This window comes from Chelatococcus reniformis (assembly GCF_014640075.1).
GTDB lineage: Bacteria > Pseudomonadota > Alphaproteobacteria > Rhizobiales > Beijerinckiaceae > Camelimonas > Camelimonas reniformis.
The window spans coordinates 13,859-33,069 of sequence record NZ_BMGG01000014.1 but is presented as its reverse complement, the minus strand read 5'-3'; the positions used below and the strand labels follow the sequence as shown (position 1 = coordinate 33,069).

17 protein-coding genes are annotated in these 19,211 nt (G+C 66.7%); 9 read left to right on the top strand and 8 right to left on the bottom strand.

The genetic code is table 11. The annotated features are described in order from the left end of the window. Positions 1-378: 378 nt before the first annotated feature. The 3 genes from IEW34_RS29215 to IEW34_RS29205 are packed head-to-tail and all read left to right on the top strand — an operon-like array spanning position 379 to position 3,616. A complete protein-coding gene (locus tag IEW34_RS29215) occupies positions 379-1,581 on the top strand; it encodes an aspartate aminotransferase family protein (protein ID WP_188612785.1) in 1,203 nt (400 codons plus the stop codon). After that, complete coding sequence (gene argF / locus IEW34_RS29210; protein WP_188612784.1) at positions 1,581-2,573, top strand: ornithine carbamoyltransferase; 993 nt, start codon at positions 1,581-1,583, stop codon at positions 2,571-2,573. Before IEW34_RS29215 ends, argF begins: the two co-directional genes overlap by 1 nt. Continuing rightward, positions 2,570-3,616, top strand: a complete 1,047-nt coding sequence (locus tag IEW34_RS29205) for an Hsp33 family molecular chaperone (RefSeq protein WP_188612783.1) — start codon at positions 2,570-2,572, stop codon at positions 3,614-3,616. Before argF ends, IEW34_RS29205 begins: the two co-directional genes overlap by 4 nt. 232 nt (positions 3,617-3,848) lie before the next feature. On the opposite strand, the gene argE is transcribed toward IEW34_RS29205, so the two are convergent. Together argE and apaG are read right to left on the bottom strand one after the other, a co-directional pair. Continuing rightward, a complete protein-coding gene (gene argE / locus IEW34_RS29200; RefSeq protein WP_188612782.1) occupies positions 3,849-5,015 on the bottom strand; it encodes an acetylornithine deacetylase in 1,167 nt (388 codons plus the stop codon). Positions 5,016-5,022: 7 nt separating this feature from the next. After that, entirely contained in the window at positions 5,023-5,415 is a 393-nt protein-coding gene (apaG, locus tag IEW34_RS29195; RefSeq protein WP_188612781.1) for a Co2+/Mg2+ efflux facilitator ApaG/CorD, read from the bottom strand. Between the two features lie 206 nt (positions 5,416-5,621). On the opposite strand from apaG, the gene IEW34_RS29190 reads away from it, so the two are divergent. After that, a complete protein-coding gene (locus IEW34_RS29190) occupies positions 5,622-6,305 on the top strand; it encodes a S24 family peptidase (RefSeq protein WP_188612780.1) in 684 nt (227 codons plus the stop codon). Between the two features lie 276 nt (positions 6,306-6,581). Here the strand turns inward: IEW34_RS29190 and IEW34_RS29185 are convergent, their stop codons facing one another. From IEW34_RS29185 to IEW34_RS29170, 4 genes are all read right to left on the bottom strand, one after another. Continuing rightward, the gene (locus tag IEW34_RS29185) at positions 6,582-7,004 is read right to left on the bottom strand and encodes an FKBP-type peptidyl-prolyl cis-trans isomerase (protein ID WP_188612779.1); all 423 of its coding nucleotides are present in this window, start codon (positions 7,002-7,004) and stop codon (positions 6,582-6,584) included. After that, complete coding sequence (locus IEW34_RS29180) at positions 7,001-8,746, bottom strand: lysine--tRNA ligase (RefSeq protein ID WP_188612778.1); 1,746 nt, start codon at positions 8,744-8,746, stop codon at positions 7,001-7,003. The genes IEW34_RS29185 and IEW34_RS29180 overlap by 4 nt, the downstream gene beginning before the upstream one ends. A 127-nt stretch (positions 8,747-8,873) precedes the next feature. Beyond that, the gene (locus IEW34_RS29175; RefSeq protein ID WP_188612777.1) at positions 8,874-9,722 is read right to left on the bottom strand and encodes a transporter substrate-binding domain-containing protein; all 849 of its coding nucleotides are present in this window, start codon (positions 9,720-9,722) and stop codon (positions 8,874-8,876) included. 189 nt (positions 9,723-9,911) lie between these two features. Beyond that, positions 9,912-10,505, bottom strand: a complete 594-nt coding sequence (locus IEW34_RS29170) for an SCO family protein (protein WP_188612776.1) — start codon at positions 10,503-10,505, stop codon at positions 9,912-9,914. A gap of 273 nt (positions 10,506-10,778) precedes the next feature. Between IEW34_RS29170 and IEW34_RS29165 the strand changes: the two genes are divergently transcribed. From IEW34_RS29165 to IEW34_RS29145, 5 genes are all read left to right on the top strand, one after another. After that, entirely contained in the window at positions 10,779-10,946 is a 168-nt protein-coding gene (locus IEW34_RS29165) for a hypothetical protein (protein WP_188612775.1), read from the top strand. Positions 10,947-11,010: 64 nt separating this feature from the next. Next, positions 11,011-11,520 (top strand): heme utilization cystosolic carrier protein HutX, encoded by a 510-nt coding sequence (gene hutX / locus IEW34_RS29160; RefSeq protein WP_188612774.1) that lies wholly within the window; start codon positions 11,011-11,013, stop codon positions 11,518-11,520. A 362-nt stretch (positions 11,521-11,882) separates the two neighbouring features. After that, a complete protein-coding gene (locus tag IEW34_RS29155; protein ID WP_188612773.1) occupies positions 11,883-13,826 on the top strand; it encodes a PrkA family serine protein kinase in 1,944 nt (647 codons plus the stop codon). 21 nt (positions 13,827-13,847) lie between these two features. Next, positions 13,848-15,104, top strand: a complete 1,257-nt coding sequence (locus tag IEW34_RS29150; RefSeq protein ID WP_188612772.1) for a YeaH/YhbH family protein — start codon at positions 13,848-13,850, stop codon at positions 15,102-15,104. 23 nt (positions 15,105-15,127) lie between these two features. Beyond that, positions 15,128-16,675 (top strand): SpoVR family protein, encoded by a 1,548-nt coding sequence (locus IEW34_RS29145; RefSeq protein ID WP_188612771.1) that lies wholly within the window; start codon positions 15,128-15,130, stop codon positions 16,673-16,675. A 15-nt stretch (positions 16,676-16,690) separates the two neighbouring features. Here the strand turns inward: IEW34_RS29145 and IEW34_RS29140 are convergent, their stop codons facing one another. Together IEW34_RS29140 and IEW34_RS29135 are read right to left on the bottom strand one after the other, a co-directional pair. Beyond that, positions 16,691-18,412 carry an AMP-binding protein gene (locus IEW34_RS29140; RefSeq protein ID WP_188612770.1) on the bottom strand — a complete coding sequence of 574 codons (1,722 nt, stop codon included), beginning with the start codon at positions 18,410-18,412 and terminating at the stop codon, positions 16,691-16,693. Positions 18,413-18,575: 163 nt separating this feature from the next. Beyond that, positions 18,576-19,010 carry a hypothetical protein gene (locus IEW34_RS29135; protein WP_188612769.1) on the bottom strand — a complete coding sequence of 145 codons (435 nt, stop codon included), beginning with the start codon at positions 19,008-19,010 and terminating at the stop codon, positions 18,576-18,578. Positions 19,011-19,211 lie beyond the last annotated feature (201 nt).

Here is a 19,211-nt window from a genome sequence, read left to right as displayed (position 1 = left end):
AATCGCACTCCTGCGAACCTGTGCATAAAGTCGAGGCGCGTTGCAAAAGCGACGCAAGGCACCAAATGTACGCTTTGAATTGACAGTCGGAGCCTCATCCCTAGAATAGGCATAGTGCCGCCCCCGCTGGGCGGCACTTGGTTTTTGGGGATTTCGCTGGCCGCGAGGCCGTCCGAATTCACGCCGCTGCGGAGCAACTGGCCGTTTGCGTGGGACCACGCCGGCGGAACGCGGGGCTCCTGTTTCGATGAGCTGGAGCATTGCGCCGGATCCGGACGGCATTGCCCCAGTTGCGGACCGCGGCTTCGACATGCGGACGGGTACTTGTGGACACCCGTCGATTGAACCGAAGTGATCCCGCATGAGGAGATCCGACCCGTGACCTCGCCGCTTCTGCCGACCTTTGCGCGCGCCGATCTGCAATTCGACCGGGGAGAGGGCCTGTGGCTCGTCACCCGTGACGGCGAGCGATATCTCGATTTCGGGGCCGGCGTCGCGGTGAACTCGCTCGGCCATGCCCACCCGCACCTGGTAGAAGCGCTCACCACGCAGGCGGCCAAGGTCTGGCACACATCCAACCTCTACCGGATTCCCGAAGGCGAGCGGCTGGCACAACGGCTGGTCGACGCCACCTTTGCCGATCGCGTGTTCTTCACCAATTCGGGCGCCGAGGCGCTGGAGTGCGCCATCAAGATGGCGCGTAAATACCATTCCGCAAACGGCGAGCCCGGGCGCTACCGCGTCATCACCTTCGAGGGCGCGTTCCACGGCCGTACGCTGGCCACGATCGCCGCGGGCGGCCAAGCCAAATATCTGGAGGGCTTCGGCCCCAAAGTCGACGGCTTCGATCAGGTCGAGCTCGGTGACGACGAGGCGCTCAGGGCCGCGATCGGGCCGGAGACCGCCGCTATCCTGATCGAGCCGATCCAGGGCGAGGGTGGCGTTCGCGTCGTCGAGCCGGCCAAGCTGCGGGCGCTGCGGGCGCTGTGCGACGAGCACGGGCTGTTGCTCATCTTCGACGAGGTGCAGACCGGCGTCGGCCGCACCGGCAAGCTCTTCGCCCACGAATGGACGGGCGTCACGCCGGATATCATGGGCATCGCCAAGGGCATCGGCGGCGGCTTTCCGCTCGGCGCCTGCCTGTCCACCGAGGCGGCGGGCAAGGGCATGACGGCCAGCGTGCACGGTACCACCTTTGGCGGCAACCCGCTTGCCATGGCGGTCGGCAACGCCGTGCTTGACGTCGTCCTGGCGCCCGGTTTCCTGGAGCATGTGCGCGCCATGGGCCTGCTGTTGAAGCAGCGTCTCGCCGAGATCAAGGACCGCTTCCCCTCGCTCATCGTCGAGGTGCGCGGCGAAGGCCTCATGCTCGGGCTGAAGATGAACGTTCCCAACACCGACTTCATCGCTGCCGCGCAGGCGCAGCATCTGCTGCTGATCGGCGCAGGTGAAAACACGGTTCGCCTGCTGCCTCCGCTCATCATCGGGGAAGCCGAGGTGGCCGAGGGCATCGAACGGATCGCAGCAGCAGCGGGGCGGCTCGAAGCCGACCTGCGGGGCGAGAGGCGGGGAGCAGCCTGATGTCTCTCAGCAAGAAGGCCGCGGTGAACCGGCAGAGCGCCGGCCATGCGGCGCCTGGCCAGGGTGTGCCCGCCAATGGGCGTACGGAGCAGGCCCGCCACTTCCTCGACCTCGCTGACTTCACGCGCGAGGAACTGCGGCTGGTGCTCGATGCCAGCGCCCGTCTCAAGGCCCGCCGCCGCACGGGCGAGCGGCCGCTGGCGGGCAAGACACTGGCGATGATCTTCGACAAGCCGTCGACCCGCACGCGTGTGTCGTTCGACCTGGCCATGCGCGAGCTCGGCGGCGATGCCATCATGCTGACCGGGGCGGAGATGCAACTCGGGCGAGGCGAGTCGATCGCCGACACCGCCCGGGTCATGTCGCGCTATGTGGACGCGATGATGATCCGCATCCTCGATCACGAGGCCATGCTGGAACTTGCCCGGCACGCCACCGTACCGGTCATCAACGGGCTCACCAAGCGCTCGCATCCCTGCCAGATCATGGCCGACGTGCTCACCTTCGAGGAACACAGGGGTCGTATCGAAGGCCGCAAGGTGGCCTGGACGGGGGACGCCAACAATGTGCTGGCCTCTTGGATCCAGGCTGCCGCGCGCTTCGATTTCGAGCTAGCCATCGCCACGCCGCCCGAACTGCGGCCGGCCGACGAGCTTCTGGCCATCGCCGATGGGCGTGTTTCGCTGACCACCGATCCGTTCGAGGCGGTCAGGGGGGCGGAGGCGGTCGTCACCGATTGCTGGGTGTCCATGGGCGACGAGGACGAGGGCCGTCGCCACAATTTGCTCAAGCCCTATCAGGTCAACGCCAAGCTCATGGCCGCGGCAGCCGAGGATGCCATCTTCATGCATTGCCTGCCCGCCCACCGCGGTGAAGAAGTGACGGACGAGGTGATGGACGGCGCCCAGTCGGTGGTCTTCGACGAGGCCGAGAACCGGTTGCACGCCCAGAAGGGCATCCTGGCGTGGTGCCTGGGAGCGGTCGAGGGATGAGCGGCGGCGATCGCCCGTTCATCCCGGAAGGATCGGACACGTCGCCGGTGCCGGACGCCGGCCACGGCCATGCCGGCGACGACCGGGTCCTGCCGTTTGCCATCGAGGGCCTGGACGTGCGCGGGCGAGTCGTGCGGCTCGGCTCGGCGGTGGATCGCATCCTCGGCCGCCACAAATACCCGCCTTCGGTCTCGCGTGTCCTGGGTGAGGCCACGGCGCTGACCGTCCTGCTCGGCGCCTCGCTCAAGCTCGATGGCCGCTTCCAGCTGCAAACGCGCTCGGATGGCCCGATCGACATGATCGTCGTCGACTTCGACGCGCCGGACCGGGTGCGCGCCTGCGCCCGCTTCGACGCCGGACGGCTGGAGCAGGCGGCCGCGGAGCACGCGCTCGACACCGGCGCGCTGCTCGGCAACGGCCACCTGGCCATGACCATCGACCAGGGCAGCGAGGCCAGCCGTTACCAGGGCATTGTTGCCCTGGAGGGGCAGAACCTCGAGGACGCGGCTCACCACTATTTCAGCCAGTCGGAGCAGATCCCGACGCGCATTCGCCTGGCGGTGGGCGAAGAGGTGGTACCCGGTGAGGCCGGTGGCCATTTCCGGGCCGGCGCGCTGATGGTGCAGTTCATGCCGAAGGCGCAGGACCGGCTGCGCCGGCCTGACCTGCCGCCGGGCGATGCGCCGGAGGGCGCGGCCGACGCCCCAGCGCCGGATGGCGAGGACGACGGCTGGACCGAGGCGCGGATGCTGGTCGACACGACCGAGGATCACGAGCTCATCGATCCGACAGTGTCGAGCGAGGGCCTGCTGTTCCGCCTGTTCCACGAGCGCGGCGTGCGCGTGTTCGCGGCGCAGGAGGTCCATGAGGCGTGCCAGTGCTCGCGCGAGCGCATCATGTCCATGCTTACACGCTTCAGCGCCCAGGAGCGGAGCGACATGGTGGGGGACGACGGCCGCATCGGTGTGACCTGCGAATTCTGTTCGCGCCACTACGATCTCGATCCGGTCGAGGTCGAGCGCGAGGTGGCCGCCTCCCGTTGAGATGATCGCGAATGCGGTTTGCCGATCCGGCGGCTCCGCTTGATCGGGAAATGCTCCGCGCCTTTGAACCTGGAGCGCTTAGACTAGAGCGCTTTCGAGCGAAGTGGACGCCGGTTCGCGGGAAGAAAACGCGACAAATCAAATAGATAGATCGTTTCGGCGCTTTGAAGAAACGCGGAAATGCGCTAGGTGAATCCACCCAATCGCGAGGCGCCCCAGGGGTGGCCGCCGATCACGGCCGGCTGATCTCGTGGGCCAGTCGGCGCAGGAACCGCTCGCCCGCGTCCAGGTCGGCTAGCGAGATGAATTCGTCCGCCTGATGAGCCTGATCGATCGAGCCCGGGCCGCAGACGACGGTGGGAATGCCGGCATCCTGGAAGTGCCCGGCCTCGGTCGCATAGGGCACCGTGATGGTGCGATTGCTGTCGACGAGTCGCAAGGCCAAGACCTCGGCCGGCGAGCCCGGCCGGGGCGACAGATGCGGCACGGCCACTTCACAGATCGTTTCGATGGCCGCGCCTGGCGCGCCGCGCCGCATCCGCCTCAGCACGACATCGGTGGCGAACTGATCGAACTCGGCCATGACCGCCTCGTGCGTCCGGCCGGGCAGTCCGCGGAACTCCCACAGGAACTGGCATTGAGGCGCCAGGATATTTCGCGCGACGCCTCCCGACACCACGCCCACATGAACCGTGCTGTAGGGTGGATCGAACCGGTGGCTCGGATCCCCTTCCTCGATCAGCCGCTCCTGCATGCGGACCAGTTCGGCGATCAACTCGCCGGCCGCCATGACGGCGCTGGCCCCAGCCGCGGGGCGGGAGGAGTGGCCCGCCTGGCCCACCACCGTGGTGCGCAGGGATACCACCGACTTGTGCGCGTCGGTGACCGCCAGGCAGGTGGGCTCGCCCACGATCGCCATAGCCGGCGTCGGCAGATCGCGGCCCATGCGGGCGATCCCGTCGACCACGCCGAGGCAGGTGATCTCCTCGTCGTAGGAGAGGAAGAGGTGGATCGGAATGGCCAGCGGCGCCGCCAGGAAATCGGGAACGAGCGCCAGCGCGGTAGCGACGAAGCCCTTCATGTCGACGGCTCCGCGGCCGAAAGCCCTCCCGTCGGCGACGCGCAGCGCGTAGGGATCGCTGGTCCAGACCTGGCCCGCCACGGGGACCACGTCGGTGTGTCCGGAGAGCACGATGCCACCGTCGCCGGCGGGTCCGACCGTGGCGAAGAGCGCCGCCTTGTCGCCCGCAGCGTTGGGGATGCGCGTCGCGGGGACGCCCCAGGCGCGCAGATAGTCTTCGACGAAGTCGATCAGCGCCAGGTTGGACGTCGTGCTTTCCGTCGGGAAGGCGACCAGTCGCTCAAGCATCGCCAACGGCGTGTAGCGCGGTCCGGCCATGGGCGCGTCAGTGAACGACACGGGTCACATAGGGGCTGTCGAGCGGAAACAAGGGGATGTCGACGGGGAATGTCTCTCCTTCGCGATTTTCCATGAAGTAGTGGCCGCTCATGGTGCCGTCGGGCGTCGACAGTGGACAACCGCTGGTATACGTGAAGCTGTGGCCGGGCAGGATCAGCGGCTCTTCGCCCACGACGCCGGGGCCCTTCACCTCCTGCATCGAGCCGTGGCCGTCGATGATCTGCCATTGCCGAGTTCGCAGATGCACGACCTCGATGCCGAGGTTGGCGATCTCCACCGTGTAGGCCCAGAAGAACCGGGCCTGGTCCGGCGACGACTGCTCTTCCACGAATTGCGGGGTGACGGTTACCTGGATACCGCGGGTCACGGCCCTGTACATGGCGAGGCTCCATCCATGGTCACGCGTCGCCGTCGATTCGTAGGGTGTTATGCGGCGCCGCGTCAACGCAGTAGGTGGGCCGCGCGGACATATGACGGTACGGGTGCGCTTTCGCGGCATCGCACGATCCGTGGCGCGCTTGTCAGACCCGGGTTGAGGTAATAAATCCTAGGGATCCGACTCGTGGGCCAAGGGATTGGTCGATCATGCTGTCGCACGACCAGATCTGGCGGGCGCTCGATATGCTGGCGACGCGCTACGGCCTGTCGCCATCGGGGCTGGCGCGGCGCTCGGGGTTGGATCCGACCACGTTCAATCGGTCGAAGCGGGCGGCAGCCGACGGCCGTCTGCGCTGGCCGTCGACGGAGTCGATCGCCAAGGTGCTCGAGGCGACCGGTGCCAGCCTGGATGAGTTCGTGGCGCTCGTTGCCGGGCGCGATCCGGGCGGCTCACCTGCGGCCGCCACGGGCGAGACGCGGGGAGCAAAGCGACGTGCGACGCTGCGCCCCCGGCCGGCCAGTGTTCCCGTGGTGGACCTTGCCCATTCAGCGACCGCCGACGCGTTCCATGGCGGTCCCGCGCCCGCCGACGGCGAGGTCAGCTTCCCGGGCCTGTCGGCCGGGCGGCTGCTGGGGCTCAAGGTGTCGGGCCCGGCGCTGCTGCCACTCTATCGCGACGGCGACATCATCGTCGTGTCGCCCGGCGCGCGGGTGCGCAAGGGCGACCGTGTGGTGGTGCGCACGCGGGCCGGCGAGGTGACGGCGCGCGAGTTGGCGGGACGCACGGCGCACGCCGTTGAATTGCGCCCGATCGACCCCGCGCGGCCGGTCCACGTCGTACCCCTGGGCGATATCGCGTGGATGGCGCGCATCATCTGGGCGCGCCACTGAGCACTCCAGATTCAAATGATGGTGAGGTATTCTCTGCAATTGGATGATGCTCATCCAGCTGCGCAATGCTTTAGAGCGTTTTCGAGCGAAGTGGACGCCGGTTCGCGTGAAGAAAACGCGACAAAGCAAATAGATAGAGCATTTCGGCGATTCGAGGAAACGCGGAAATGCTCTAACTCGTGTCCGGCGAAACCCGGTTCGCCGGACACGAGCTATCTCATTTGTTCTGGCGCAACTCCGGACGCAGAATCGCTGCACACTTTTGCTGGACGTGCTCTAGCGGACGCCGAGCAACTCCACATCGAAGATCAGCGTGGCATTGGGCGGGATTACGCCGCCGGCGCCGCGCGCGCCATAGCCCTGGTCCGGCGGGATGACCAGGGTGCGTCTGCCGCCCACCTTCATGCCGGCGACGCCGTTGTCCCACCCGGCGATGACCTGGCCATTGCCGAGCCCGAACGAGAACGGCTGGCCGCGGTCGCGCGAGCTGTCGAACTTGGCGCCGGGCTTGCCGCCGGCGTCGAGCCAGCCGGTGTAGTGGACCGAGACGGTCTGGCCGGCCTTGGCTTCGGCGCCCGTGCCGACGACGTCGTCCTTGTACTTCAGGCCCGTCGGAGTGGTGACGTAGTTCTGTGCGGATGCGGTCATTGTCATGGCCATGAATGCGGTTGCGGCGAGGGTGAACAGGTGGCGTTTCATTGCCTTGCTTCCTTGGGGGAGGGGATGCCGGCGCGGCCGGCCAGAAAGGCGTCGTGGGCGGCGATCAGGCCGCCCGACAGACCCTGAGCGATCAGCGCGCGAGTCTCAGGCAGCCCAAGGATGGCGGCGAAGGAGCCGAAGCGCGGTCCGCGCTCCTCGCCGAGGAGGATCTGGTAGAGCGTGTTGAACCAGGCGTTCGACACCCCGGGGCGCTCGGGGGTGGCCCCCTTGGCCTTGAAGTCCTGGTAGCGTGGGACCGTGCGGCCGACGTCGTAGACGACGTCCTGGATCGCCTCGGCGCCGGCCCCCGCCGGCAGCTCGCCGAGCTTGGCCGACAGCAGCTCCAAGGCGCGCCGCTCCTCCTCGTCGGGCGCCCGGTAAGCCTTGTCCGGCTTCACGAAGTCCTGGAAGTAGCGGACCGCGTAGCCGACCAGCGTATCGAGACGGGGATGCGTCTGCGGTGAGGCCTCCGGAGCGTAGCGCTTCAGGAAGCCCCACAGCCCGTCCTTGCTTTCCGCGTTGGCAACGGTCGCCAGATTGAGCAGCAGCGAAAAGGAGATCTGCGTCGGCTTGGCGCCGCCGGCGGCGGCGTCTGGCTGCTTCAGCACCTCGGGCGCCGGCGGCCGGCCGGCATGGATGTGCCAGACCGGATTCGTCAATCGCTGCTTCACATCCTGGCGCACATAGGCGTCGAGGAAGCTGCCATATTCGTCCACCATACGCGGGATGACGTCGAAGTAGAGCCGCTTGGCCTCGCGCGGCTTGGCGTACATGAACAGCGCCAGGCTCTCGGGTGTGCCGTAGGCGAGCCACTCGTCGATGGTGAGCCCGTTGCCCTTCGACTTGGAGATCTTCTGGCCGCGCTCGTCGAGGAAGAGTTCGTAGTTGAAGCCTTCGGGCGGCGGCGCGCCGAGTGCACGGACGATCTGCCCGGACAGCTTGACCGAGTCGATCAGGTCCTTGCCGGCCATCTCGTAGTCGACGCCCAGCGCCACCCAGCGCATGGCCCAGTCGGGCTTCCACTGCAGCTTGGCGTGGCCGCCGGTCACCGGCGTCTCGTAACGCTCGCCGCTCTCCGGATCGCGCCAGACAAGCGTCGCCGCATCGCGCTTCACCTCGTCGATCGGCACCTGCATGACGTGTCCGGTGACAGGGTGGATCGGCAGGAACGGCGAGTAGGTCTGGGCTCGCTCCTGCCGCAGCGACGGCAGCATGATGGCCATCACCTCTTCGTAGCGCTCGAGCATCAGCCTGAGCGTCGGGTCGAAGATACCGGATCTGTAGCACTCGGTCGCCGACATGAAGGTATAGTCGAAGCCGAAGGCGTCCAGGAAGGCGCGCAACCGGGCGTTGTTGTGGTGGCCGAAACTCGGGTGCGTGCCGAAGGGGTCGGGCACCTCGGTGAGCGGCTTGTGGAGGTGGGCGGCGAGCAACGCCCGGTCGGGCACGTTGTCCGGCACCTTGCGCAGGCCGTCCATGTCGTCGGAGAACGCGATCAGCCGCGTGGGGATGCTGTCGCCGGTGAGCAGGCGGAAGGCCTGACGGACCATCGAGGTGCGGGCGACTTCGCCGAAGGTGCCGATGTGCGGCAGGCCCGAAGGGCCATAGCCGGTCTCAAAGAGAACGTGGTCCTTGCCGCTGGCAGCTTGCCGCGCCACCAGCTTGCGTGCCTCCTCGAATGGCCACGCGGACGATGTCTGGGCAGCTTCGATCAGCTGCGGGTCGATCTTCGAAGTCGTCATGAGTCCAGGGGCTGGATCGTCCGGCGGCCGGCCGGCGGCGAGCCGGGGCCCGACCAGGAATGCACGGGAGTGCTGTGACGCACGGTTGCGTCCTCAATGTGGCTTGGCTGCCGGGACGTCAACCGGCTCAATAGAAGCTGATCGGGAAATAGCGCAGGTAGAGGTCGGCATAGGTGCCGTCGTCCCACAGGGCCTGCAGCGCATAATCGAGCGCCCGCTGCAGCTGGAGGTCGTCGCGCCGCACGACGAAGCCGACGCCCTCGCCGAAAAAGCGTTGCGATAGATAGGGGCCGCCGGCGAAGGCGCAGCACCCCTCGGCGCTGCGTCCGCCGAGCCAGATCGAGAGGGACATGCCGTCGCCGAACAGATAGTCGACCTGGCTCGCCTTCAGCGCTGCCTGGGCCGCCCCCATGTCCGGAAACGGCGTGATCCTGGCGCCGTCGAAGAAAGCCTTGAGGTAGGCTTCGTGGGCAGAACCCTGCACCACGCCGACCGTATGCGTGGCGAGGCTCTGTACGCTGGGGGCGGGCAGCCCGGCCCTTTCGCGCACGGCAAAGCGCGCCGGCGTGCGATGGTAAGGACGGGTCACTGAAAAGCGATCCAGCAGCGCCGGCGCGATCGGGATGGCGGCGGCGATCGCGTCGCCCCGCTTCTCCTCGAGCGCCGTGAGCAGGGTATCGAACCGCCGCGTCTGGATGGTGCAGGCGACCCGCAGCTTGTCGCAGGCGGCGCGCGCGAGGTCGACGGAGAAGCCCACCGGCCGGCCGTCGGGGTTGGCGAAGTGGAGAGGCGGGAACTCGTCGTCGGTAAGGAAGCGGATGGTGCGGATGCCGGCGAGGTCCGGCTTGTCGAGGCGGGACTTCGGATCCCAGAAGTTGGGGATGGCGACGCTTTCGGCAGCGACGCCGTTCACAGCGGCAAGCAGGACGGCTGCCACGGCGAGCGACAGCAACCGAAGGGCCGGGAATCTGGTCATCCGTTGCCTGTGCAAGGGCGGCTGCGGGACAGCGGCCGGAGGCAAGTTCGCTCCGAGCCCGGAAAGCAATACGCCGTTATCCCGGCGGCGTCATGGGCGAGAGCCTTTCGCCGTTCGATGGGTGCGTCCACTGGCGGAATGCCCAAATCCCTTCGAGTCTGAGGCGCTTTGCGCAAAGCCCGCCGGCACTCACGAGAGGTAGCGCTGGTACTCCGCGGCCGCGGCCGCCGGCGCGCGCTTGAGATCGAAGCCGCCGACGAAACGACCCGTCCGATCCATGAGATACACCAAGGCGGTATGATCCATGGTGTAATCGCCATCCTTCAGCGGCACCTTGCGGGCATAGACCCGATAGGCCTTGGCCATGGCGTCGACCGCCTCCTGGGAGCCGGTCAGCCCGACGATGCGCGGATCGAAGCTGCCGAGGTAGCTTTTCAGGACCTCCGGCGTGTCCCGCTGCGGATCGACCGAGACGAAGAGGACCTTGGCCTTGGCCGACGGACCGAGCGCGCGCAGCATCTCGGAGGCGTCAAAGAGCGTGGTCGGGCAGACGTCGGGGCAGTGGGTGAAACCGAAGAAGACCAGGAACGGCTCGCCGCGCAGGCTCGCGTCGCTCACAGCATCGCCGTTCTGATCGGTGAGGGTGAAGGGACCGCCGACGCCGCCGCCGGCAGACGAGGGGCTTTGCGTCATCACGTAGGCGAGTAGGCCGCCCAGCATGACGAGGCCGAGCACGAAACAGGCGAGCGGAAGCGCGATGCGCCGCTGGGTCAGGGCCGGCATGGGCGAGCGATCCTCCGACGGGCGGGCCTCCGGCGCGATGTGGGCCTGCCTGCGTAAGCCGATGAAGCACCGCACTTTAGCCGCCAGTTGGGCGAAATTGGAGCGCCGTCGCTCGCGCCTGCGGCGCCGTATCGTCGCATCGACGGCCTGCGCAGCGGTGGGCGCAGGGTGCAACGCGTTGAACCGCACGGCCGCCGTCCCGGGTGCTCCAGCGCACGCGCCCCGCACTCGCCCGTGGTTAACCTTTGCTTAACGTTGCGAGGGCAGACGGCCATGATCATCCATTCCGTCATCCACCGCCATCACCACCTCGTGCCGCTGGTCGCAGGCACGGCGGCGATCGCCGGGCTGATCGCTGCCGCGGCGATGCTCGCCATGGCAGCCAAAGCCGGCGCCGTGCTCAGCGAGGGCGTCGCCGACTTGCTGGCCGCCCTGCTCTGACCGTGGCCGCGTTTGACGGGGACGGTCGTTCATGGTCATTCGCGCGCGGACGGAGGCTCAATCCATGCACATGCCCGCAGCCGGTTCGACCGAAACCCTCAAGGCAGCGATCGCCGAGAAGCCCGACGGCGTGCTGGAGGCGCTGGCCGAGACCCATGGGGTGCCGCTGCGCACCGTCCTCGACTGTCTGCCCACCGGCCAGGCGGTGGCGGTCGAGGGCGCGCGCTTCGAGGGCGTGTGGGCCGATCTGGTGCAGTGGGGCTCCATCACCTTCATCGTCCATACCAGGGACGGTGTGTTCGAGACCCGCGGGACGATTCCCCCCGGCAACTTCGGCCGCGGCTACTTCAATATTCACGGCGACAGCCCCATCGGCGGCCACCTGCGGGCCGACCGCTGCGTGGCCATCTACTTCGTCGACCGCCCGTTCTTCGGCCGCCGGTCCTGCTCCCTCGTCTTCGTGAACGGCGATGGTGAGGCCATGTTCAAGGTGTTCGTCGGCCGCAATGCCGAACGGGAGCTCGAACCCGACCAGGTGCAACGCTTCGAGGCGCTACGCGCGCGGTTCGGCTGACGCGCGACCAGCTGATTTCGAGGCGTCTCAATCGCTCCGACTCGCGATTATATTAGGGCTTCAATGCGGCAAGTCGTGCGCAGATAGCCCTTGACATCGGCATTTTTCGGAAATTTGGCACGCGGCCGTGGCGAAGTTGCCGTGGCCACTGCGACACTGTGCTCTGGAAAAGCCAGATATGCACATCTTTTGTGCATGTGCCTGAACAAAAACGCGGGATCGCACGTTTAAATGCGTTGCTGCGCCGCCCGAGTGCGGGTGCAATAGGCCCCAAGGGGCAAAAGTCGCAGAGTGACGCACCAGGACTTGCGTCCCCGTATCTGATGCCGACGTATATTGCAAGAGTGATACGCAGAGGCGCCATGTTCGAAGAATCGCTGTTCAACTCGTACGCGCGCGCCTTCGAGGCGCGGCGCGCGACTGAAATGACGCTTTCGGATTACCTGGAGGCGTGCCGGGACGATCCGCTGCTTTATGCCAATGCCGCGGAGCGCCTGCTCGCCGCCATGGGAGAGCCGGAGCTGATCGACACGTCCAGGGATGCACGCCTCGGTCGCATCTTCCTGAATCGGACGATCCGCGTCTACCCGGCCTTCGCCGGCTTCTACGGCATGGAGGAGACGATCGAGCGGATCGTCTCGTTCTTCCGGCACGCGGCTCAGGGGCTCGAGGAGCGCAAGCAGATCCTCTACCTGCTGGGGCCGGTCGGGGGCGGCAAATCCTCGCTGGCCGAGCGGCTCAAGACGCTTATGGAGGAGCACCCGATCTACGTGCTGAAGGCTGGTGACGAGCTCAGCCCGGTGTTCGAGAGCCCGCTGAACCTGTTCGATCCGGTGACGATGGGGCCGATGATCGAGGAGCGCTTCGGCATCCCGGTGCGACGTCTGAGCGGGCTGATGAGCCCCTGGTGCCTGAAGCGGATCGAAGCCTTCGACGGCGACATCTCGCGCTTCCGCGTGGCCAAGATCCAGCCGTCGCGCCTGCGCCAGGTCGCCATTGCCAAGACCGAGCCGGGCGACGAGAACAATCAGGACATCTCCTCGCTCGTCGGCAAGGTCGACATCCGCAAGCTGGAGAGTTTGGCCCAGAACGATCCCGACGCCTACAGCTACTCGGGCGGCCTCAACCGCGCCAACCAAGGCATCCTCGAGTTCGTGGAGATGTTCAAGGCGCCGATCAAGATGCTGCATCCGCTGCTGACGGCGACGCAGGAAGGCAACTACATCGGCACCGAAAACATCGGCGCGATCCCCTTCTCCGGCATCATCCTGGCGCACTCCAACGAGGCCGAGTGGAAGAGCTTCAAGGGCAACAAGAACAACGAGGCGTTCCTCGACCGAATCTGCGTCGTCAAGGTGCCGTACTGCCTGCGGGTCACCGAGGAGCAGAAGATCTACGAGAAGCTGATCAAGACCTCGGAGCTCAGCGAGGCACCCTGCGCGCCGGCGACGCTGGAGATCATGGCGCGCTTCTCGGTGCTGTCGCGGCTTGCCAAGCACGAGAACTCGACGCCCTACGCCAAGATGCGCGTCTACGACGGCGAGAGCCTCAAGGAGACGGACCCGAAGGCGCGCAGCGTGCAGGAGTACCGGGACTCGGCGGGCGTGGACGAGGGCATGGAGGGGGTCTCCACCCGTTTTGCCTTCAAGGTGCTGGCGGCCACGTTCAATCACGATACGACCGAGGTCGGCGCCGATGCGGTGCACCTCATGTACGTGCTGGAGCAGGCCATTCGCCGCGAACAGCTGCGCGACGAGACCGAGAAGCAGTATCTCGAGTTCATCAAGAGCGAGCTGGCGCCGCGCTACGCCGAGTTCATCGGGCACGAGATCCAGAAGGCCTATCTGGAATCCTACTCCGACTACGGCCAGAACCTGTTCGATCGATACGTCGACTACGCCGACGCCTGGATCGAGGACGTGGACTTCAAGGATCCCGACACAGGGCAGTTGCTCGATCGCGAATTGCTCAACCAGGAGCTGACAAAGGTCGAGAAGCCGGCCGGCATCGCCAACCCCAAGGATTTCCGCAACGAGATCGTCAAATTCTGCCTGCGCTCACGGGCCAACAATGCCGGCCGCAATCCGAGCTGGACCAGCTACGAGAAGATCCGGGAGGTCATCGAGAAGCGCATGTTCTCGCAGGTCGAGGATCTGCTCCCCGTGATCTCCTTCGGGTCCAAGAAGGACGGCGATACGGAGAAGAAGCACGGCGAGTTCGTCGAACGCATGACGTCGCGCGGTTACACCGAGCGGCAGGTCCGCCGCCTCGTTGAGTGGTACATGCGGGTGAAGCAGGCCGGCTGAGCGGTAACCAAGAGAGCGGGAATGCACATTGTCGACCGGCGCTTGAATCCAGGCGGTAAAAGCCTGGAGAATCGGCAGAAGTTCCTGCGGCGGGCCAAGGCGCTGGTGCAACGCGCTGTGGCCAAGTCCGCCCAGGGGCGCAATATCCAGGACATCCTGGAGGGCGGGGAAATCAGCATTCCACTCGACGGTCTGGAGGAGCCGCGCCTGCACCGCGGCGCCAAGGGCGTGCGCGAGCATATTCTGCCCGGCAACAAGCACTTCATCGAGGGTGACGTCATTCCCCGGCCCGACGGGGGCGGGGGTGGTGACCCGCGGGAGGGCGGCAGTGGAGACGGGGAGGACGCCTTCCGCTTCATCCTGTCGCGCGATGAATTTCTCGACCTGTTCCTCGACGATCTGGAACTGCCCGACCTGGCTAAGACGAAGCTGGCCAACGCCGATCAGGTCAAGCCCGTGCGGGCCGGCTACGCCGTGGTCGGCTCCCCCGCCAACATCGCGGTCAACCGCACCATGCGGCTCGCCATGATGCGACGGGTGGCCCTGCACCGCCCCAAACAGGACACCCTGGAGCGACTGAATGCCGAGATCGCCGATTGCGATGACGACGAGCGCCGCCTGACGCTGGAAGCCGAGGTCAAGGCGCTGCAGTCGAAGGTGCGGCGGATTCCCTATATCGATCCGATCGACATTCGCTACCGTTACTTCGAGAACGAGCCGAAGCCGGTGGCACAGGCGGTCATGTTCTGCCTCATGGACGTGTCCAGCTCCATGTCGGAGCACATGAAGGACCTCGCCAAGCGCTTCTACATGCTGCTCTACATTTTTCTCGTCCGGCAGTACCGACAGGTCGAGATCGTCTTCATCCGCCACACGGACCGTGCCGAGGAGGTGGACGAGGACACCTTCTTCCACAGCCCGGCGACCGGCGGCACCCAGGTATCGAGCGCGCTGCTGGCCATGCAGCAGGTGGTGGCCGAGCGCTATCCGCCGGCCGACTGGAACATCTACGCGGCGCAGGCTTCGGATGGCGACAACTCCTATTCGGACGCGGCTGCGACCGAGCAATTGATGAACGACGTCATCCTGCCGGTCTGCCAGTACTTCGCCTATCTGGAGGTCGACGAGATGGGCAGCTCGCCGGTCTCCGGCTCGTCGCTGTGGACCCTCTACGAGCGCATCAATACGCAGTGGCCGCTGCTGTCTTTGCGCCGGGTCTGTAGCCGGACGGAGATCTATCCGGTGTTCCACGAGCTGTTCCAGCGTCGTGCGGCGTAGTCGGTTCTGAGGGGGCTGTGAGCATGGCCGTCACGAGCATGGAGCGGCTTTTCCAGGGGGCCGATTGGGACTTCGCCACCTTGCAGCGCGTCTACGATGCCTGCCACACGGTGGGCGTGTCCGAGCTCGGGCTCGACATCTATCCCAATCAGATCGAGGTGATCACGGCCGAGCAGATGCTCGACGCGTATTCCTCGATCGGCATGCCGCTGTTCTACAAGCACTGGTCGTTCGGCAAGCATTTCGCCCACCAGCAGGCCTTCTACCGCAAGGGCCTGATGGGGCTCGCCTACGAGATCGTCATCAACAGCTCGCCCTGCATCTCCTACCTCATGGAGGAGAACACGGCGACCATGCACACGCTCGTCATCGCACATGCCGCGTTCGGACATAACCACTTCTTCAAGAACAACTATCTGTTCAAGCTGTGGACCGACGCCGAGGGCATCCTCGACTATCTGGACTTCGCCAAGAACTACGTGGCCCGCTGCGAGGAGCGCTATGGGCCGGCCGCGGTGGAGCGCACCCTCGATGCGGCGCATGCGCTGATGTCGCACGGCGTCCACCGCTATGCCGGCAAGAAGAAGCTCGACCTGCGCCAGGAGGAGCGGCGCGAACGCGATCGCCAGGCGCACAACGAGCGCATCTTCAACGATCTCTGGCGCACCCTGCCGGCTGGCGCGGCGCGAGCGACGCCCGACCTGGAGGCGGAGCGCCGCCGCTCCCTGGCCGGCCTGCCCCAGGAGAACATCCTCTACTTCCTGGAGAAGGCGGCGCCGCGGCTGGCGCCGTGGCAGCGCGAACTGCTGCGCATCGTCAGGCATGTCGCCCAGTACTTCTACCCGCAGGGGCAGACCAAGGTCATGAACGAGGGGACGGCGACCTATGTCCACTATCGCGTCATGAACCGCCTGCACCAGCTGGGCGCCATCGGCGATGGCGATTTTCTGGAGTTCCTGAAGTCGCACACCAACGTCGTGTTCCAGCCGGGATACGACGATCCCCGCTATTCCGGCCTCAACCCCTATGCGCTCGGCTTCGCGATGATGCAGGACATCGAGCGCATCGTCACCCAGCCGCAGGACGAGGACCGGGAATGGTTTCCCGACATCGCCGGCACGGGCGATGCGATGGCGGTGCTGCGCGACCTGTGGGCCAATTACCGCGACGAAAGCTTCGTCGCCCAGTTTCTCAGCCCGCATCTGATGCGGCGCATGCGCATGTTCCATCTCAATGACGACCCCGCGGACAAGGCGGGCATGAAGATCGGGTCGATCCACGACGAGCGCGGCTACCGGCGCATCCGCCGCCAGCTGTCGCGCCAGTATGACGTCGGCTGGATCGACGCGCACATCGAGATCGTCGATGTCGATCTCGCCGGTGACCGGCGTCTCATTCTGCGCCACACCGTGGTGAACGGCGGCCTGCTCGCCGAGACGGACCTGAAGCGCGTCTTGCAGCACCTGGCCGATCTGTGGAGCTACGACGTGCTGCTCCGGGAGGTCGACGGCTCCGATACGGTGCTCAAGGAGCACCTCGTCAGCCCGCGGCGGGCGGCACTCGCGGCCTGACCGCGACGCCTTTCGCTACGCGGGCTTCAGCAGCTCGCCCAGCTCGTTCTTCTTGACCTTGCCGGTCGCCGTCATGGGCAGGGCGGCGACGAAGCGCACCTCGGGCGTCTTGAAGCTCGCCATGCGCTCCCGGCACCAGGCCTCCATGGCGCCGGGCTCGGCGCCCGCAGTCTGCTCGGGCTTCAGCAGCACGAAGGCGACCGGCACCTGTCCGCGCTCCGGGTCCGGCCGCGGCACGACGCCGCTCGCCGCCACCGCCGGATGCTGGCCGAGGATGGCCTCGATCTCGCCCGGGAACACGCTCATGCCCTTGACCTTGATCATCTCCTTGCGGCGTCCGAGGAAGAACAGGTAGCCCTGTGCATCGATCACGCCGATGTCGCCGGTGTGCAGCCAGCCGTCGCGCAAGGCGTCCCGCGTCGCTTCCGGCTTGTTCCAGTAGCTCTTGAGCAGGGAGGGCGAGCGGCAGCAGATCTCGCCTTCGGTGCCGAGCGGCACGATGGCCCCGGTCTCGAAATCGCAGATCTTGAATTGGGTGCCGGGCACCGGGAGGCCGACGAAGGTCGGCCGCGACTTCAGGTCGAAATCGTCGTCCTGCATGCCGGTGGTGAAGGTGTCGGAGGTCTGGGTCTCGGTCATGCCCCAGGCCGACTCGGCCAGCGTCGTGCCCACCATGTGCTGCCAGCGGCGCCGGTAGTCGATGGTCAGCTTCTTGACGAACGAGACGACGCGGACGTTGACGAGCGAGCTCAAGTCGAACTCGTGAAAGCGTGGATGGTCCATGATCTCCAGCGCGCCATCCACCGGCATCGCCGTCGCCGTCACCCGGTAGTGCTCGATGGCGGACATGACGGTGACGGGGTCCCACCGTGTCAGCAGCACCAGCGTAGCACCATTGTAGACGGGAAAGACGAGGCAGCTGTTCTCGCCGGCCATCCAGAACTCGGGAAAGAAGCTCAGCGAGACGGAATCGTCCGGTGGCGGCGCCAGCGACATGTTGGCAGCCACCGTGTAGATCATGTCGCGCTGGGTGTGGACGCAGCCCTTGGGCAGGCCGGTGGTGCCGCCGGTGTAGTTGAGCGCGGCGACATCATCGAGCGTCGCGCCGGGGGGGTAGGTCGCGTCGTCGATGGCGGCCAATGCCGGCATCAGGTCGATGGCGTCGGGGCAGGGGATGGCAGGCGCGCGCACGGCGGCGGGGGCTGGGATCGACGGCTCGGCCGGGACGACATCGGCGAAGCTGGTCACGAAGATCTTGCGGATGCCCGTCTCGACCAGCACCTCGCGCACCACCGGCATCAGCTGGTCCTGTGCCAGGATGACCTGGGAGCCGCAATCCTTGACCTGATAGGCGAGCTCGAACGCCTTCGACAGGGGGCTCACAGGGCAGTGGACGGCGCCCAGCTTGAGGATGCCGAAGAAGGCGACATGAAATTGCGGGCAATTGGGCAGGTACAGCGAGACCCGGTCGCCCTTGCCGATGCCGTGCCCGGCCAGGAGGGCGGCAAAGCGATCGCTGAGCTCGTCAAGCTCGCGGTAGGTCATCACCGCGCCATAGAAGATGACCGCCGGCTTGTCCGGCCGGGTGCGGGCCCAGATTCCCAGATAGTCGGTGAGGGGCCTTTCGCCGTGCGTATAGGCGATGGTGCGGTCGAGCCCCGCCGGCCAAGCCTTGGCGTAGAGGGCCTGGAGCTCGCCGAGGTAGGCATTCTCGTCGATCGGCTGGGGGGGTGCCATGGAAACCTCGTCGGCGTCATGCGGGCGGAGCGTCCACGACCATGGCACGGCCTGGCGGTCGCGCCAGCTGCGCTCAGCGAATGGGCGCCTTGCGCCAAGGGAGGGCGCGCAACCGGGCTCCCGCTGCTGTGTGATGGATCTCCGCTCGAATCGGCTCGGTCCGTCACTGCAACGCCGCGGGCCAGAACCGCGCCGGGATGCCCTCGATCAGCCGTTCACCCACCGGCGTCCGGACCGGCAGCGAGATCCTCATGGAAGGCGGCATGGCCCCGGCGACGGCGTCGGGTCCGAGCTGGTGCTCAAGCTCGGCGAACTGCTCCGCGGCCGTCGTCGTCGCCTCCAGCGCCCGCGCGGCCGCATTGTACGATGCCTTGTCACTCACGAGCGGAATGTCCTCGATGTCGAACGACAGCTCGGCGCGGCGGTAGCGGCCGCGCCGCCAGCGGCCTCTGATCAGCTCTTGCAACTGCCATGCCTCATCGTTCGCGGACGCATCGTCCGGCGGATGGCGGAGGTCGAAATCCGGTGCGGTGCGCCAGAAGAGCAGCAGGGCCGTCGCCGGCTCGCAGTCCGGCCGCGCCCCAATCCGCTCCAGCACCCCCGGTCCCGGTCCCAGTTCCAGCCCTCCGCCACGCGGTGCCGATCGTCGGCGCTCGCCTCGCGCTGAAGCCAGCCGACGAAGCCGACCTGCAGTGCGGCGTCCGGCCGGCGTCGGCGTCGACGAAGGGCGCGAGGCGCCCCCAGTCATCGTCGCTCATCGCCCCCAGTGCGCCAGCGGCACGCGGCCGCCAGGAGCATT

Excerpts from the sequence above, each read along its gene's own strand:
- argE (WP_188612782.1), bottom strand. The coding sequence starts at position 5,015 with ATGGCCGGACCGCGCTACACGCCGTTGGCGATGCTTGAGCGACTGGTC.
- IEW34_RS29145 (WP_188612771.1), top strand. The coding sequence starts at position 15,128 with ATGGCCGTCACGAGCATGGAGCGGCTTTTCCAGGGGGCCGATTGGGAC.
- IEW34_RS29155 (WP_188612773.1), top strand. The coding sequence starts at position 11,883 with ATGTTCGAAGAATCGCTGTTCAACTCGTACGCGCGCGCCTTCGAGGCG.
- IEW34_RS29170 (WP_188612776.1), bottom strand. The coding sequence starts at position 10,505 with ATGCCGGCCCTGACCCAGCGGCGCATCGCGCTTCCGCTCGCCTGTTTC.
- IEW34_RS29205 (WP_188612783.1), top strand. The coding sequence starts at position 2,570 with ATGAGCGGCGGCGATCGCCCGTTCATCCCGGAAGGATCGGACACGTCG.
- argF (WP_188612784.1), top strand. The coding sequence starts at position 1,581 with ATGTCTCTCAGCAAGAAGGCCGCGGTGAACCGGCAGAGCGCCGGCCAT.
- apaG (WP_188612781.1), bottom strand. The coding sequence starts at position 5,415 with ATGTACAGGGCCGTGACCCGCGGTATCCAGGTAACCGTCACCCCGCAA.
- IEW34_RS29150 (WP_188612772.1), top strand. The coding sequence starts at position 13,848 with ATGCACATTGTCGACCGGCGCTTGAATCCAGGCGGTAAAAGCCTGGAG.
- hutX (WP_188612774.1), top strand. The coding sequence starts at position 11,011 with ATGCACATGCCCGCAGCCGGTTCGACCGAAACCCTCAAGGCAGCGATC.
- IEW34_RS29185 (WP_188612779.1), bottom strand. The coding sequence starts at position 7,004 with ATGAAACGCCACCTGTTCACCCTCGCCGCAACCGCATTCATGGCCATG.
- IEW34_RS29165 (WP_188612775.1), top strand. The coding sequence starts at position 10,779 with ATGATCATCCATTCCGTCATCCACCGCCATCACCACCTCGTGCCGCTG.
- IEW34_RS29190 (WP_188612780.1), top strand. The coding sequence starts at position 5,622 with ATGCTGTCGCACGACCAGATCTGGCGGGCGCTCGATATGCTGGCGACG.
- IEW34_RS29175 (WP_188612777.1), bottom strand. The coding sequence starts at position 9,722 with ATGACCAGATTCCCGGCCCTTCGGTTGCTGTCGCTCGCCGTGGCAGCC.
- IEW34_RS29180 (WP_188612778.1), bottom strand. The coding sequence starts at position 8,746 with ATGACGACTTCGAAGATCGACCCGCAGCTGATCGAAGCTGCCCAGACA.
- IEW34_RS29140 (WP_188612770.1), bottom strand. The coding sequence starts at position 18,412 with ATGGCACCCCCCCAGCCGATCGACGAGAATGCCTACCTCGGCGAGCTC.